Annotated in this window: 11 protein-coding genes; 1 reads left to right on the forward strand and 10 read right to left on the reverse strand. The window is 48.2% G+C overall.

What is annotated here, in order from left to right; all coding sequences use genetic code 11:
• Window positions 1–273: 273 nt before the first annotated feature.
• Window positions 274–1,908: a sodium:solute symporter gene (locus G7Y37_RS03540; protein ID WP_165061924.1), complete on the reverse strand. Its 1,635-nt coding sequence runs from the start codon at window positions 1,906–1,908 to the stop codon at window positions 274–276.
• A gap of 421 nt (window positions 1,909–2,329) precedes the next feature.
• Here G7Y37_RS03540 and G7Y37_RS03545 point away from each other — a divergent pair, with 421 nt between their 5' ends.
• A complete protein-coding gene (locus G7Y37_RS03545; RefSeq protein ID WP_165061927.1) occupies window positions 2,330–3,583 on the forward strand; it encodes an immunoglobulin-like domain-containing protein in 1,254 nt (417 codons plus the stop codon).
• Here the strand turns inward: G7Y37_RS03545 and G7Y37_RS03550 are convergent.
• The 9 genes from G7Y37_RS03550 to G7Y37_RS03595 all read right to left on the reverse strand — a co-directional run bounded on the left by G7Y37_RS03550 (window position 3,580) and on the right by G7Y37_RS03595 (window position 15,224).
• Window positions 3,580–4,821: a phenylacetate--CoA ligase family protein gene (locus tag G7Y37_RS03550; RefSeq protein WP_165061930.1), complete on the reverse strand. Its 1,242-nt coding sequence runs from the start codon at window positions 4,819–4,821 to the stop codon at window positions 3,580–3,582. The two genes, G7Y37_RS03545 and G7Y37_RS03550, sit on opposite strands and share 4 nt — an antisense overlap.
• Complete coding sequence (locus G7Y37_RS03555) at window positions 4,805–5,491, reverse strand: 2-oxoacid:acceptor oxidoreductase family protein (protein WP_165061933.1); 687 nt, start codon at window positions 5,489–5,491, stop codon at window positions 4,805–4,807. Before G7Y37_RS03555 ends, G7Y37_RS03550 begins: the two co-directional genes overlap by 17 nt.
• The gene (locus G7Y37_RS09200; protein ID WP_241155992.1) at window positions 5,484–8,450 is read right to left on the reverse strand and encodes a thiamine pyrophosphate-dependent enzyme; all 2,967 of its coding nucleotides are present in this window, start codon (window positions 8,448–8,450) and stop codon (window positions 5,484–5,486) included. Before G7Y37_RS09200 ends, G7Y37_RS03555 begins: the two co-directional genes overlap by 8 nt.
• 67 nt (window positions 8,451–8,517) lie before the next feature.
• Window positions 8,518–8,958: a 5-(carboxyamino)imidazole ribonucleotide mutase gene (gene purE, locus G7Y37_RS03570; protein WP_165062039.1), complete on the reverse strand. Its 441-nt coding sequence runs from the start codon at window positions 8,956–8,958 to the stop codon at window positions 8,518–8,520.
• Between the two features lie 42 nt (window positions 8,959–9,000).
• The gene (locus tag G7Y37_RS03575; RefSeq protein WP_165061936.1) at window positions 9,001–10,812 is read right to left on the reverse strand and encodes a DUF6020 family protein; all 1,812 of its coding nucleotides are present in this window, start codon (window positions 10,810–10,812) and stop codon (window positions 9,001–9,003) included.
• A gap of 97 nt (window positions 10,813–10,909) precedes the next feature.
• Window positions 10,910–11,845, reverse strand: a complete 936-nt coding sequence (locus tag G7Y37_RS03580; RefSeq protein WP_165061939.1) for a serine O-acetyltransferase — start codon at window positions 11,843–11,845, stop codon at window positions 10,910–10,912.
• Between the two features lie 47 nt (window positions 11,846–11,892).
• The gene (locus G7Y37_RS03585; RefSeq protein ID WP_165061942.1) at window positions 11,893–12,432 is read right to left on the reverse strand and encodes an HdeD family acid-resistance protein; all 540 of its coding nucleotides are present in this window, start codon (window positions 12,430–12,432) and stop codon (window positions 11,893–11,895) included.
• 53 nt (window positions 12,433–12,485) lie between these two features.
• A complete protein-coding gene (locus tag G7Y37_RS03590; protein ID WP_165061945.1) occupies window positions 12,486–13,640 on the reverse strand; it encodes a polysaccharide biosynthesis tyrosine autokinase in 1,155 nt (384 codons plus the stop codon).
• 102 nt (window positions 13,641–13,742) lie between these two features.
• Complete coding sequence (locus tag G7Y37_RS03595; RefSeq protein ID WP_165061948.1) at window positions 13,743–15,224, reverse strand: hypothetical protein; 1,482 nt, start codon at window positions 15,222–15,224, stop codon at window positions 13,743–13,745.
• Window positions 15,225–15,240: the final 16 nt, after the last annotated feature.

The following is a 15,240-nucleotide window of genomic DNA, read 5'->3' on the forward strand; positions in this document are numbered from 1 at the left end:
CTTTGCGATGGACTGAGCCTTACACACTTTTCTGCCTATATGCCCCAAGATGTCATTCTAGGTAGGATATCAAGATCTCCGATAAGCAGAAGAGTTACGATAAAGGGCGGCGTTCTCATATGTGCTATCTCTGGCAATCAGAGACGTGCAACGCAGGATATCGATCTCGATTTCATACGTCAGGCATACATATTGCGCCAAAAGAATCAGAAGGGGCGGAGTGAAAGCTGCGCAGCTTCTGAACGTAACCCCTTCTGATTCTTGTATATCTTATTAGCTCGAACGAACTATATTAATAGCTTCCTGCACTTCTGGTGCTATATCTTTGTCATCGACGGAAACGGATTTGCCGGCAGCTATGGCTTCTGCCTCTTGTGCGGCAATTTCGGCTTCAAATTCCCTGTCTGATGCCGACAGGCGCGAAGGCGGATCAATTGGAAATTCTTCAGCAGGAGTAATTAGGCTTACTAATGGCACAACTATAAGAGACAGTATCATGCATAGTGCGCCGCAATTGATAGGGCTGGCAATAAGGGGCGTACCCGCAAAGCCCATTATCATGTTCACGGCTGTAAGACCTACGCCAATAATGAACGAGCACCATACTGCTGCCTTTGAAACCTTCTTCTTGTATAGTCCCCACAAAAATGGCCCCAAGAAGGCGCCAGCCAGTGCGCCCCATGAATATCCCATCAGCTGAGCAATAAATACAATAGAGGAATGGTACTGCAAAAGCGCAATGCCCGCAGACACAGCAATAAACACAACCAGCAATGCGCGCATGCTAATCAGCTGCTTTTTTTCGTTCATATCTTTTACGAAATTGTCTTTTATAAGGTCGATTGTAAGTGTGGATGACGAAGTTAATACAAGCGAACTAAGGGTAGACATACTAGCGGAAAGCACAAGCACAATAACCAAGCCAATAAGGATATCGGGCAGAGTGGATAACATAGTAGGAATAACCGAGTCATAAATTGGCGTTCCATTGGCTGCGTATTCAATTTGGCTTTCATATAAGCGCCCAAAGCCGCCTAGGAAGTAGCTTCCTCCCGCTACGACAAAAGCAAATAGCGTAGAAATAATAGCACCTTGTTTTACCGCTGGACCGCTTTTAATAGCGTAGAATTTTTGCACCATTTGCGGCAAGCCCCATGTGCCAAGCGATGTAAGAATAACCACACCTAGCAGGTTAAACAAATCGGGACCGAAGAAACTAACGAATGGTCCTTGCATGGCGCTGCCATCTGCGGGTATTTGCGAAAGTTGCGTAATGGCTTCGCTGAATCCGCCGTTGCTCATTATGACTGCCACTATAACCGCTGTTATGCCAATTAACATAACGATGCCCTGTATGAAGTCGTTCATAACCGTTGCCATATAGCCGCCAATAACAACGTAGATGCACGTAATTACCGCCATTCCTATAACGCACACATCGTAGGGCAGCGCAAATGCCATACCGAATAAGCGCGAAAGCCCATTGTAGACGCTAGCAGTATATGGAATTAAGAAGACGAATATGATAGCCGCTGCAGCAATTCGTAATGCTTTGGAATTGTAGCGCTTTCCAAAAAATTCCGGCATAGTTTGCGCGCCAAGGCGATGCGTTATCTCGCGTGTGCGTGGACCTAATACCCACCACGCCAAAAGGCTGCCAAGTATTGCGTTGCCAATGCCAGCCCATGTGGCTGCTGTGCCGTATTTGAATCCGAATTGTCCAGCGTAGCCCACGAAAACTACTGCGCTGAAATAACTGGTGCCGTAAGCGAATGCGCTCATCCATGGACCCACTTTGCGCCCGCCAAGCACGAAGCCATCAACCGTTTTTGTGGTTCTATTGCAGTAGATTCCTACTCCTACGGCAATAGCCACAAACACAAGCACCAATAATATCTTAGCGACCATTTAATTCTCCTTGATTTTGAAACCTTGAAATGAACAGTGTAAGAATGAAGGCGCACGCGGCTTTTGCGTGTATCCGAGCATAAAAAATGGCCCGGGGCGAAAACCCGCGTGCCATCAATATCGGTAAACCAAATGAGGAGGAGTGCTAACACAGCATTCAGCCATGTGTTCGCTCATAACAGCACAAGCTGTTTCGCAGATACATTTTTGGGCAAAATGCTGCGTCATAATAGCGCAGTTGCCTGCAAACATAAATTCTGTATTTCCTGCATTAATATTCATGGGCGATACTTTAGCACAATAAAGTGATTGTGGCACTAATTTTTTTAACAGGTGGAATATCTAAGTGTTGCCTGCTTTTTGTCGTGCAAGCGCAAATTGGTCTTTATAATGACTGGCAATGGATAAGTTGGGGGTATCTATGAGCGAAAGACCATCGGCGCACACAGGGCGCAGCCAAGCTAGGCGCAGCCAGCCGTCGCGCAATCATGCCGCATATCGACAAGCTACGCACCAAACTACGCGCAGCCATGCAGCGTATAGCCAACCTGCACGCAAGTCGCGAAAAACTCCTGTATTGGCAATTATTATTGTGTTGGCAATAGTTATAGCAATTGTTGCACTAGGCATATTTGCCCTGAAAAGCTGCACCAATTCGCCCTCGGATGATGCAGCTAGTACGCTTCCTATAACACAAAAAGACACTGTAATATCGGAAGAGGTTATGGCTGAAGATGTTGTAATGACACTAGGTGGTAGTCGCAATACTTATGTACTTAAAGGCGAAGAATACTTAGAGGCGGGCTGCCATGCGGTAGACCCAGATGCACAAAATTCGCCAGACATAACATCTACCGTTCAAATATCTGGCAATGTAGATACATCGGTGCCGGGCACTTATACCGTAACTTACACCGCTAAAACTGAAAATGGGCAAGTGGCTGTGGCTGAGCGCACCGTACATGTGGTGGAATCTTTTGAAAGTGGCAACGCTGCTAGCATTCCGGTATTCATGTATCACTATCTCTACAATCCGGCAGCGCCGCCCGACGACATGAATAACAACCTTCTTTCCATAACCGATCTTGAGGCGCATCTGCAGTATCTTACGGAAAACAATTACTACTATCCCTCATATCAGGAGATACGCGCCTTTGCCGAAGGAAACCACACGCTTCCCGCCAATAGCGCCACGTTAACTTTCGACGATGGAGAATGGAATGTGTACACGCTAGGTGGAGAGCTGTTCCGCAAATACGAAGTGCCGGCGACTATGTTCCTTATTTGCAAAGACGAGAACATTCCTGAACGTATTGTAAGTCAGGCTAACCCTTATATTTCGTTCCAGTCGCACACATATGGCATGCATACAGGAGGGTCAGGTATAGGTCGCGGCGGTTTAATCCACGCATCGTCGCAGCAAGAGATATATGACGACATAGTAAAAGCGCAAGAGATACTGGGCACGACAGAGGCTGTGGCATATCCATTTGGCGACAATAACGAAACAGCTTGGGCTGCGCTAGAACAAGCCAACGTGCAATGCGCATTCACTATAGAAAATCGCCGCATAAAACCGGGAGACAACCCTATGGCGCTGCCGCGTGTCCGCATTAGTAACGGCTACGGCAAAAACGCTTTTTCAGCGCTTGCCGCAGCCGATCCTGTTGGTTAATAGCGGCTGTCGAAAATACGCTTGGTTTTCTTCTCGCTTCGGGGAAGCTCGCCTAGCGGAACGCCTTTAGCTTCGGGTGCGCATCCAATTTTCGCTTTGAAAATGGCAGCAAGCTGTTCTTCGGCTGCTGTGCGCGCGTCGCCTTCCAGTGGTGTTTCGAACAGCACAGTAAGTACGTCGCGCCCACTAATGTTTTCAATCATTACTTGATATTCGCTAGATGTACCGTCGGTTATGGCAATTACTTCCTCAACTTGTGCAGGGAAGATATTGCAGCCCTTCACCTTGAACATGTCGTCGGTGCGACCGGTTAGTATATCTATGCGTGGATGCTTTTCGCCGCACGAACACTTGCAATCGCCGGGCAAGATGCGTGTAAGGTCGTGTGTGCGATAACGAATTAGCGGAGCGCCCTGTTTGCGAAGCGTGGTTATAACAAGTTCACCTTCTTCGCCGTCAGGCAACACTTTGCCCGTAACGGGGTCAACAACTTCTATGTAACAATAATCTTCAAATATGTGCATTCCACAATGTTCATCGCATGAAATGCCAATACCAGGTCCGTATATCTCAGTCAAACCATAAATGTCGTAGATTTCTATACCTAATTCATTTTGAATACGCTTGCGCATTTTTTCGCCCCAGCGTTCGCTGCCTATTACACCTTTGCGCAGGGAAAGTCGGTCGCGGATGCCGCGCTTCTGTATTTCTTCAGCCAAAAGAAGTGCATACGACGACGTAGCGCATAGCACGCTAGATTGCAGATCTTCCATCATGCGAAGCTGCTTTTCGGTGTTGCCCGGTCCCATAGGAATAGCCATAGCACCTAAGCGTTCGCAGCCTGCTTGAAAGCCTATGCCTGCTGTCCACAGACCGTAACCCGGTGTAATTTGCACGCGATCGAGCGGGGTAACACCAGCTATTTCAAAGCAGCGGGCAAACTGGATAGCCCAGTCGGTTACATCTTGGCGTGTGTAGGGGATTATTACCGGTGTACCCGTGGTTCCAGAAGACGAATGGATGCGCACAATTTCTTCGTCGGGCACCGCTTGTAGCCCTAACGGATATGCTGCGCGCAAGTCGTCTTTTTCTGAAAACGGTAACTGTTCAAAGTCTGCCTGAGAGACTACATCTTCTACATCTATTCCATCGAATTTTTTGGCATAGAAAGCCGAGCGATCTTTTATCGTTTTCAGCTGTTCGCGTATTAATTCGAGTTGCTCAGGCTTCATTTGCATAATAATCTATCCCCTCTGCTACTTTATTTATGGCATCTATATTCATTTGCGCGAATTGCGGCTTTACACACGCAAGTACTGCGCCTTTTAAGTCGTCTAGTGAAATTGGCATGCAGTATTTTGCTACAGCAGCTCCAAGAAGAATGGAGTTTAACACTTTTCGATTATCTCCTAAGGCGCTGGTTACAGCCATATCGTCTACAACTACAAGTCGATGATGCTGGCTTGCGCGCCGCTGCCCTTCGCGAGTTGCAGTAACTGAATTAGCTATACGGTTAGCTACATCGTTGTAAAACGTAAGCTTTATGTTTTCAATTATGTCTTGTGAACGGTATGGTTTCGATGTAAGAGCCGCAGCCACAGGCTCTACTGCAGTGGTTGCAGTTACCACCGTGCCGCCCGGCGCTAAATAGCCTAAACAGCGTGCAGCTTCGCCGGGTTCGAAGGCTACGATAAGGTTCGCTGTGCCGTGTGTGACTAAAGGTGCGTGTACGCTTTCGCCCAAATTCCCCATACGCACATGTGAAACTACGCTGCCGCCGCGCTGCGCCATGCCTATTGTTTCGGCGGTACGAACTTGCCAGCCTTTTGCGGCAGCCGCCATAGCTAACACCTTCGCAGCAAGCACGGTACCTTGACCGCCAACTCCGGTCAGAAGTATATTAACCACGCCCATCCTCGCTTTCGTTTGCGTTATCTGTGTCGGTGTCTGCCGGATCGTTGCCCTCTATTTTGATGGTCAATGTGCCGCCGAAAACCCGTGAAGCATTTATTTGAAGCGTATCGCTATTCTTTGCGCGGCTATTCGAATGAGACACTCTTCTCGGTCTTGCTTTAGGTCTTTTCACACGACTTGGCATTGCAGCATGTTTTGGAGTGTTTTCCTCTTCTGTAAGCTCTTGATGCTCTTCCAGTTTAGGCTGCTCTGCCTGTTCCGGTTCTGTTTCGTTTGCAGCTGGCGTATTTTCCGATGCGGCTTCTGTGTCATTTGCTGCATCTTCTAAGTGGTCATCTTTGCTTTCGGTTTCGTTTGTTTCCGGTTCATTTTCTGCGGGCAGGTTATCTGCATCGGCATCTTCATTAGTTTCATTAGTAATACTGCTAGCGTCTTCGCCAACGTTGGCTTGTGTGGCTGCATAGCTTTCTGCGTAAGCAGCATTTGTCTCTGCGCTTTGCGTTTCTTGCGCCTTTAAGGTTGCGGTCATATTTATTTCAGAAGGTTTTGACTTAGACGCCTCTAGCGTTACGGCACCTGTGTCGCGCGCGGCATAATCTAATATAGATGGTATTTTTATGGCACCGAACGGGCACACTTGCAGGCAAAGTCCGCATCCGTTGCACAAGCTGGTGTCTATAACTGCCTGACCTCGCATTCCGCTTTTGCGCCCGCGCGCGTCGGCGGAGAAAGCTATAGCAGGGCAACCGATGTCGGTTATGCAGCGTTTGCAACCGGTGCATTGCTCTGTGTCAACTTCAGCTGGAATGCCGAACGGTCTTAGCCATACGCAGGGGCTTTGGAAAATAATAGCTGAAGGTCCTTCATGCTTTAAGGCAAGCATAGATATTTCTTCTGCCTGCACCCTGTTCAAAGGATCAGCGCGAAGTATTACCTGAACACCTAATGCTTCTAGTACTGCTTCAATGCTAATGGGTTTGTTGTGTTCTCCCATAAGCGTGGTGCCAGTGCCGGGGTGCGGTTGTGACCCAGTCATAGCGGTAGTGGAATTATCAAGTATGACGAATGTTACATCGTGGTTGTTGTATACGGCATTTGCAATGCCTGTCATAGCGCTGGCGAAAAATGTAGAATCGCCTACAAAGGCTACCTGCTTTTTATTAGGCTCGGCAATGTGGAAGCCCTGCGCCATGGTTATACCTGCGCCCATGCAAAGACATGTATCAACGGCGTTAAGCGGCAGAGCGTTTCCAAGTGTGTAGCAGCCTATATCGCCGCACAGCATAGCATTTTCACGCTTTACCCCAATTTTATCCAGTGCGCCTTTTATAGCGTAGAAGCTGCCACGATGTGGACAACCTGCGCATAAGACCGGGGGTCTGGGTGGAAGCTCGTATGAGTAATGCAGCAATGCCTTTTTGCCTATTACATCTTCCATAAGCCGAAGAATAGAAAGTCTGTTTCCGTCGCGATCAACTGCTTCGCCCGGTTTGCGCCGCTGTTGCGATGTTGGAGTTTGCACGACTTGAGTAACAGCGCTGGCACTTTCTGCTTTCAAAGCAGATGCAGGCGCTTTGTAACGAGCGGCATGCGTTTGTTTGCGCCGTGCAGCCAACTGAGCCCGCTTTTGAGACATGCTTTCAGGAGCAGCGGAGTTTTGGCTGGCGCTATAGTCGGCAGCAACGCCTATCAAGCCAATTTGAGGCTCTTCTGCCGGTTTAGTGTCATTAACATGGTTTGGTAGTCTGTGCGCAGCACGCTTATCTTTGCCGTTGTGTTTTTTGTCGCCGCTGTCCGAATTGGAGGTTGTTGATGCAACGATTATTTCTTGCTTTGGCGCTTTCGTATACATGTCAAAGAAGTGCGAAATTGCTACCACTGCGCTCTCGGTAGAATTTTCCCCGCGATCAGGTGCTTCACCAGTAAGCTTGCCGTGCACATGCGCAGAAAGGAAGTTGTTAGACGCAGTTACCATAAGTCCTTCTTCAAGCACCGAGTCTAGTTCCTCAAGAACTAATATGTGCGACAAGCCATCCATAAAGCGTCGCAAAGGACGTTTTGCCAGCGGATACGGAATGCCCATCTGCATAAACCTGTACGGTGGCAGCGCAACGCCTGCGCGCTCGGCGCAGCGCTCTATCATTTCTAGAGCTTCAAGTGCGTATTGCGTGGAAACACCGCCGGTGAAAATGCCCAAATAAGGCTCTTCAGCTGGCTTGCTTTCTTCTGCAGTAGCCTTGCTAAACATGGGCAGGAACTGCGAAAAATGCGCATCTAGCGCGAATATGCGTGTCATATCGTTTAGTCGGTCAATTATTTCGCCGTGAGCTTGATAAGACCTTTTCGGGAATATGACCCAATGGTCGGGATTATGTTTGAAGCCGCCTGCGGGAAGAGGTCTGGCTTGTGTGGTGTCTTCTACATCGAAGAAAGTTGAAGCGTGGTTAACGCGCGTTGTAGGACGCACTATAACGGGCGTGCCGTATTCTTCAGACAGCTCGAATGCCGCTTTCATCATGGCAAAGCCCTGTTCGGGAGTGGCAGGGTCAAATACAGGCACTTTCGCAAATTCGGCAAAACGGCGCGTATCTTGTTCAGTTTGTGAAGATATAGGACCGGGATCATCTGCAACAAACAGCACTAAACCGCCGCGCACCCCCACGTAGTTGAGAGACATTAGCGCATCGCTGGCTACGTTTAATCCAACTTGTTTACAGGTGAAAAGCGCTCGTGCGCCCGACATAGATGCCGCTGCGCAAATTTCTAGTGCTGCCTTTTCGTTAGTTGACCACTCTACGTGCACGCCCAGCGCTTTGCCCGCCGCGCGTAAACGTGCCACGGTTTCTACTAACTCTGACGAAGGTGTGCCCGGATAACCTGCTACAACATTAACGCCAGCTTCCAGCGCAGCATGAGCGAAGGCTTCATTGCCCATCAGGAGTTTCTTGGTCATTTTAGCGTTCCGTCTGCTTCGGTGTGACAAACGAATTTCTCAGCGCTAATATGGTCCATCTGCATTCCTATTCTGCCATTTCGCGCTTGAATGCGACTATTTTCTCGCGCATCTGTGCATCGTTTTCGCCAGTTCCGGCACCCATAATTTGTGTGGCTAGTATGGCTGCATTCTTTGCGCCGTTTATGGCAACGCATGCCACGGGTACGCCACTTGGCATTTGAACCATAGAAAGCAGCGAATCTAGCCCGCCTAAGTCGCTAGTTTTCATAGGTACCGCTATAACTGGCAGCGGTGTGAATGCAGCTACTACGCCGCCAAGGTGCGCTGCTTTTCCGGCGGCAGCTATTATAACGCGCATACCGCGAGAAGTTGCGGTTTCTGCCCATTCGTGCACCATATTGGGTTTGCGATGTGCGCTGGCTATTTTTACTTCATAGGGAATGCCGAAATCGTCCAACTGCTGCATGCATGGTTGCATAGCTTCCATGTCGGACTGCGATCCCATTATTATGCCTACTAACGGTGTGTCGGTGTTCAATTTGCCCCCTCAAACACAATTAAATGTATTGTAATGCGCCATAGGCTTAAAGTCAGTCTCAACCTCGCTAAAGTTGGCTATTTCTGGCTGTGTGTCAATGCAAATGGCGGCAAAAGCGCAAACTAGTAGTGGTGCCATGTCAAAAATGGGTACGCAATAGCGCGCATCGTATACGGGAGATATTACGCAAAATGCTAACAGAATAAGTGTAGGCACCAGCAAAATGCCGCAGCGTAGGCGCCGTCGCACTAATACAAAAATTAAGCCGGCGGGCAGCCAGAATACATATGTAACTATTAGCAAAGGTAAATTAATGCCGGGAGTTTCGGCTATAGCGGTATAGGCATCGTCCATGCCGTGGCGCAACCAATCTAGTTCATCTGGATTCCATAGCATATAGCGGTCATTGTCGCCCATGTGCGTATCCACTGTCACCATGCGTATGTTGGCGAAAGCGGTGGGTGCCACGTAGTAGCCTGCCAGCGATGCGAATGCCGCTAAATAAGATTCAGGGTGGCGTATCCCCATGGATATATAGGCTTTCATATAATCAAGTAACTGCTCTGGGGTGGCATCTATGTTATAGCGGTATTTCACAGAATCGGCGAAGTCGAATTGGTATTCGTCGGCTAATTTATCGTAGTCCAGCACGTTTTGTACGGCGCGTTTTTCCGATGCCGATATCTCATCGCCATGATCGACCAAATAGCGTGCGGTTTGCTGAAAAAGAGGTCCTAGAATTTCTTGTTTACCACCCGGACTAATATTGGCAAGCGGAAATACTAGCAGCGGAAGCAGCAGCGCCATTGTTGCCACGCACGAGCCAGCCTGTATAAGACATGCGCGCACCGCGCCGCTTTCTGCGAGATGCGGACGCTTGCCGCGCCGTAGGACTATGGCGGCTATAAGCGCTGTGGGTACCACCATGAAAATGCCCATTTTTCGCGTAAGACACAGCAGTAAACCCAGTTCACAGAAAAGCACTATAGCGAAAGCGCCGCGCAAACTTGCGCCGCGTGTGCGTACAGCTTCGAAAAGCATTATGAAGTAGGGGATGCATAATGCTCCGAACAGGCTATCTTTTACCATACACATCGCCCATGTGCTTATAAAAGGCATTATGCAGAAGAATAGGTATGCGCAAAAACATAATACTAGTGGGCAATGGCGCTGGCGCATGTAAGCTACGGCGCACGTGAACGCTATGATATGCGCTACGCCTTGAATGCACACGAACGTGAATACGCCTAGCATCCAGTTGCCGGTTAGCAAATCGGAGGCGTATCCGAAGGCACCATATAGCAGCGTGGTTAGCACTGGATGATGGTCAACCAGCCAAGCATCGGTTATGGTCTGTTCGCGAATTTCTTCCCATGGAATTATCGATATAGGATGATTTTCTGGGTATATCTGATATATCTGGTAGTAGGTATCCCAGTATGTACCGCCCGGGTAATTCGCTATTAACCACGGTAGCCAAAACAGCGCCATTATGGCTGCAAATATAGCAATGCTTTTCAATTGCCAATGCGGTGTTAAGCGTGCTAGTAGCGGTTTGCGCTCGTTTGGTAAGCGGTCATCTTCGCGGGCACGTGTAAGACATACCCAGAAAAACAAAACATCCATTAGGAAGAACACAATGGCTGCCACAATTGTGAATATTACAATTAAAAGTATTGTTTGTACCGTATCGAAAATAGCCCAGCCGCTGCCCGCTACATAAGACACTCCAATTACACCGCATGTAGACACAACAATAGACAATGCCAGCAATACTAGCCAATCGCGCAGGTGCATTTCGTCTAATGCGTCAAGAATCAAAGGAACCTACTTAGTAACTATATAACAAGGTGAACTGCGTCGCTGTGCATTATCTCGCAGCGACGCAGTTCACCTTAACAATAACTGCAAAACTATTCTAGTCTTTTTCGCCCGGTTGACGCACGGTTATCTCTTGTTCCTTTACCGACACACGGCTATGTGGCGGTACGCTAAACGTAACGAAGGTGCTGCCAGCAATAACTGAGCCTTCGCCGATAACGGTTTCGCCACCAAGTACGCTAGCGTTTGAATAAATAGTCACATTGTCTTCTATGGTTGGATGGCGTTTTACACCGCTTAGTCGCTGACCGCCGCGTGTACTAAGCGCTCCCAACGTAACGCCTTGATACAGCTTTACATGGTCGCCTATTTCAGTTGTTTCTCCAATTACCACACCTGTGCCGTGATCAATGAAGAAATATTCGCCAATTTTTGCACCCGCTCCAATGTCAATGCCTGTGCCGGAATGAGCCAACTCAGTCATAATGCGCGGAATAATTGGCACGTCCATTTCGTAGAGAATGTGCGCTAGGCGATACACATAAATGGCGTATAGCCCCGGATAGCTAAAGATTACTTCCTCTTTGCTGCCTGCTGCTGGGTCACCTTCGTATAGCGCTTCCACATCGGTTAGCAAAACTTGCTGCACGCGCGGCAGTTCGTCAAAAAAAGTAGTACAGACTTCAGCGGCGCGGTCTATTATGTGACACGGTGCACATTCGCCGCAATGCCCAATATCTATTGTGTTGCCGCACGAGTCATCGGTATAAGTTAGGGCAATTATTATCTGTTCGCGCAATTTGCGCTCAATTTGTATCAGTATTTCGCCGATGAAATAAGTGGGGCTAGTGTTAGGAGAGAGCATCTCTTCGCCGAAATAGCCGGGGAAAACTACACGTCTTAACCCTTTCAGAATTTCCTTTACGGCAGTTCTGCTGGGGAAACGTAAGCCGGGTTTCGTGAAGAATATCTCGTCTGCCTCGTAGTTTTTTTCGATGGCAGTAACTATTCTGTCTAAATTGTCGCCGAACATGTTTTCCTTTCACCGCCGCTAGAATGCGTGGGTTTTAAGTAAGTTGGCTACATTAATTTTGATGCGCTATGAGTAGTTAAACCAAGGATGCACATAGTAATTCCGCGCATTAGCAATAGCACGCTTAAAAAGATAGCAAATGTGTCGGGCATAAAGACAAACATAAGTCCGCATAGTAGCGATATTATGCCGTTAACAAGCATGACACCCCAAGTTGAGCCCATCTTGCGCACAGAAATTGCTGTAACAATAGCTATTATGGCGTAAGCGATAACAAACATGCCCACTATAAATGGCAAAACGCCAGCCGTTACTATGGGGTGCAGCAAAAACATCAAACCCAGTATTATGCTGCATATTGCACTTACAATAGCCCAGCCAGACGTAAGACCTGTTTTGCGAAATTGGAAATAGTGAATTATGTCAACGATGCCGCCAACAAGCATTAATGCACCAGCCATTTGGGCTATAACTACCAGCGAAAGCCCGGGCCAGAAAAACATAACCAGCCCTGCAATAAAGAACAGTATGCCGCCGATAACAAGACCCCAATCGCGTTTTGCTTTTGTTCCAGTTTGCTCCGCCATAAGAACCACCTCGTAATCTGTTGTCGTAATTCGCTTTGAAATTACCTATTTACTTATTCGGCAGCCACAAATCCTATGACATTCGCTTTTGCGATAGCAAGCTGAGTAGCTGCAGCTTCAATACCTTTACGCTTAGTTACAAATTCCTGTACGCACAATATAGTCGATCCGGCTACATTGGCAACATAAGAAAAGTCGGCTTGTTTAGTTGTTGGTGCGGCATTCAAAATTACTATATCGTATTCAAGCTGCGCCTGTTCTAGCATTTGTGAAAGTTTGGGGCTATCAAGTAAAGCGATTGGGCTTTGTTTGGGGTTTCCGGCGGGTACGTAGCTGAAACCTTGCGTAATTCGCACGGCATCACTTAGCTGAATTTCGCCGGTAAGTACATCGGATAGACCGTTGCCATCGCTTGCAAGGTTTTCTGCAAGTTGCGACTGTCCGTTCATGTCGGCATCTACAAGCAAGACGCGCTTATCTGCCTGTGTGGCTGCTTCTGCCAATTCTGTACATGTTTGCGCCGAAAGAGCTTCGTTGTCTATAGAAAGCACGCATACGCTTTTGTGTTCGCCGCTTGCAAAACGTACATTGGCAAACAATTGCTGGCGGTCGAGCGCTTTTTCTTGCTGATTTGGTTTCGGAATGCGTCCAAGTAGTTGTGCTTCGTAGTCTTCTTCCATGTCGCGTGCGCTATGAATATTGCCGCGCACAAGATCCATGATTACAACTATGCATACTGCGGCAAACAGCCCGGCTAGAAGGGCAATGCCGGCGCTCTTCGTGGTGCTGGGGCTTTCATCTGTAGCGGCGGTGGCGCGTTTTAAGTCCATGCGTACAGTTATGTTTACAACTTCGCCAGATACGTTATAGCGGCTAAACGCCTTTATGAATGTGGTATTCAAAGCCCTGTTGGCTGCTTTTATACATTGATTAGGGTCGTTGCCTTCGGCGGTAATTGTTATAACGCGCGTACTTGTATTGGTGGAGGCTTTGACTTCAACACCATTTTTGGACTGCTGTTCAGCTGCTGCGGTGGCAAAACTGCCTACTCCGGCAGGTTCTGCAGATGCCGTTATAGTAGATGTTGCCGAATATTCGTTTGGCATAAAATACAGAACTGCAACGCACACTATAGCGCAGACAATAGGTAAGCCAATTACTAGCCATACGCTGCGTTTTATAAGTTTCCAAAGATCTAACAGAGTCATTTCTAAGCCCTTTCAACCTCAACAAACACTAAGGTATATATTAAAGCCCGAGCGCGCATAAAGCTGCATCTCGGGCTTATTGCATTACGTGTGAACAAGGGATTAATCCTCGTAATCTAGGTTAATCATTAGTGGTGCTTGTGGCAATGTACCCGTAGCGCTTATTTCGCCTATAACGGAAACATGCGCACCGTTTGTTACTACGAATGTGTTGGCGGTCAATTCAAAATAGCTAGTAACATACGTTTTTCCGTCTAGTATTACGCGAATAGTGTAGTCGGAGCGCAGCAGCACGCGATCGTCGCGATATTCGATAACTCCGGGAACTTCTACCAGATCTCCTGTGGAGCATGTAAGTAGCATATCGCCACCGTTTGCGCCTCCGGTGTTCTCGGAAGTGCTTCCGTTGCTTCCGTTGTTGTTTTCGTTAGTGGGTTGATTCTGGTTTGTGTTGGGGTTTTCGCCTTGATTATTAGGTGCTGTGCCTATCCAATTTACAGTGGGAACCCACCCTTTAGTCTCGTCCCAAGCTACACCTACATTAGCATCAGTGCGCATGTGGGTTCCGTCAGCATTAGTCTTGTCTAATGTAAATGTTACGTCTCCACCGGTTGCGCTTAAATTCGAATTTGCAGTAATTGCTGCGCCTTCATACTGAGAGGCAATATTAGCGTCGTAGGCTTTTAGCAATTCCGGTAATGCTGCTTGTAGTGCGGCTACATCGGCAGGACCGGTGGGCTCAACTTTTTCGCCAGAGGACTGCACAGATGGCTTTCCAGCTTCCCACTGGGAAGATGATGCGTTGTAAGTAAACGGCAATTGTAGCGTCTGATCTACGCGAACTGATTCATTTTCGAATACGACCTGAGCGGTAGTAGAGCACGATGTTTTCTGAGCATCTCCTGAGCCGCTGCTTGTAACTTCGCCTATTTGAATGTTGGAAATTTGTGGATCGTCTAACCCTTCGGTGTTTATATAGCTATAGTCGGAAAGGGTAGGAGCATTTATATCGGCTGATTCATATGCCTTTTCAACAACATCGGCTGAAGGAGCGTTCACGGTTACGCTATGCGGGCGGCTCATAATGTAGCAGAGCGCACAAATTAGCGCTATTGCCGCTAGAGCACATACAATTATGCCTGCAATCAAAAGCCCGTTGTGCTTTTTGGGCTGCTTCGGACGCGGACCAGACGGGTTGATTGCCCCAGCTATTGGATGATATTCGGGCATAGGAACCGCAACTGGAAGGTTGGGTTGCTTGGGCGCTGCTTCAACTGCGGCTGTTGGTTGTGCGGTAGCCGCGGCAACACCGGGTACTGCGACTGCGGGTGTTGGTGCAGGTTTAGCAGACGAGGGTGCTGCGGAAGATGCCGTTTGAGCATTAGGTGTTGTAGCTACAGGCGCTGATGCTGGTGCTGACTGCGCGTGCGGCTGATTTGCGGCTTGCCCATTAGCTGAAGCTGCAACTGGCATACGTACTGCGTTGCCGTTAGTATTTGTTATGGACGACAACGGAACCGATTTTACGTTTGACGAAACTGGTGTAGAAGCCGACGAAGTAATATGCGAATCAGTTTCGCTCATACGGTTTGCTGCCTTC

This window comes from Adlercreutzia sp. ZJ154, assembly GCF_011039055.1.
Taxonomy (GTDB): Bacteria; Actinomycetota; Coriobacteriia; order Coriobacteriales; family Eggerthellaceae; genus Adlercreutzia_A.

Coding starts and splice junctions, on each gene's coding strand:
- purE (WP_165062039.1), bottom strand. CDS start 8,958: ATGGGATCGCAGTCCGACATGGAAGCTATGCAACCATGCATGCAGCAG.
- G7Y37_RS03550 (WP_165061930.1), bottom strand. CDS start 4,821: ATGCAAATGAAGCCTGAGCAACTCGAATTAATACGCGAACAGCTGAAA.
- G7Y37_RS03580 (WP_165061939.1), bottom strand. CDS start 11,845: ATGTTCGGCGACAATTTAGACAGAATAGTTACTGCCATCGAAAAAAAC.
- G7Y37_RS09200 (WP_241155992.1), bottom strand. CDS start 8,450: ATGACCAAGAAACTCCTGATGGGCAATGAAGCCTTCGCTCATGCTGCG.
- G7Y37_RS03595 (WP_165061948.1), bottom strand. CDS start 15,224: ATGAGCGAAACTGATTCGCATATTACTTCGTCGGCTTCTACACCAGTT.
- G7Y37_RS03585 (WP_165061942.1), bottom strand. CDS start 12,432: ATGGCGGAGCAAACTGGAACAAAAGCAAAACGCGATTGGGGTCTTGTT.
- G7Y37_RS03545 (WP_165061927.1), top strand. CDS start 2,330: ATGAGCGAAAGACCATCGGCGCACACAGGGCGCAGCCAAGCTAGGCGC.
- G7Y37_RS03590 (WP_165061945.1), bottom strand. CDS start 13,640: ATGACTCTGTTAGATCTTTGGAAACTTATAAAACGCAGCGTATGGCTA.
- G7Y37_RS03540 (WP_165061924.1), bottom strand. CDS start 1,908: ATGGTCGCTAAGATATTATTGGTGCTTGTGTTTGTGGCTATTGCCGTA.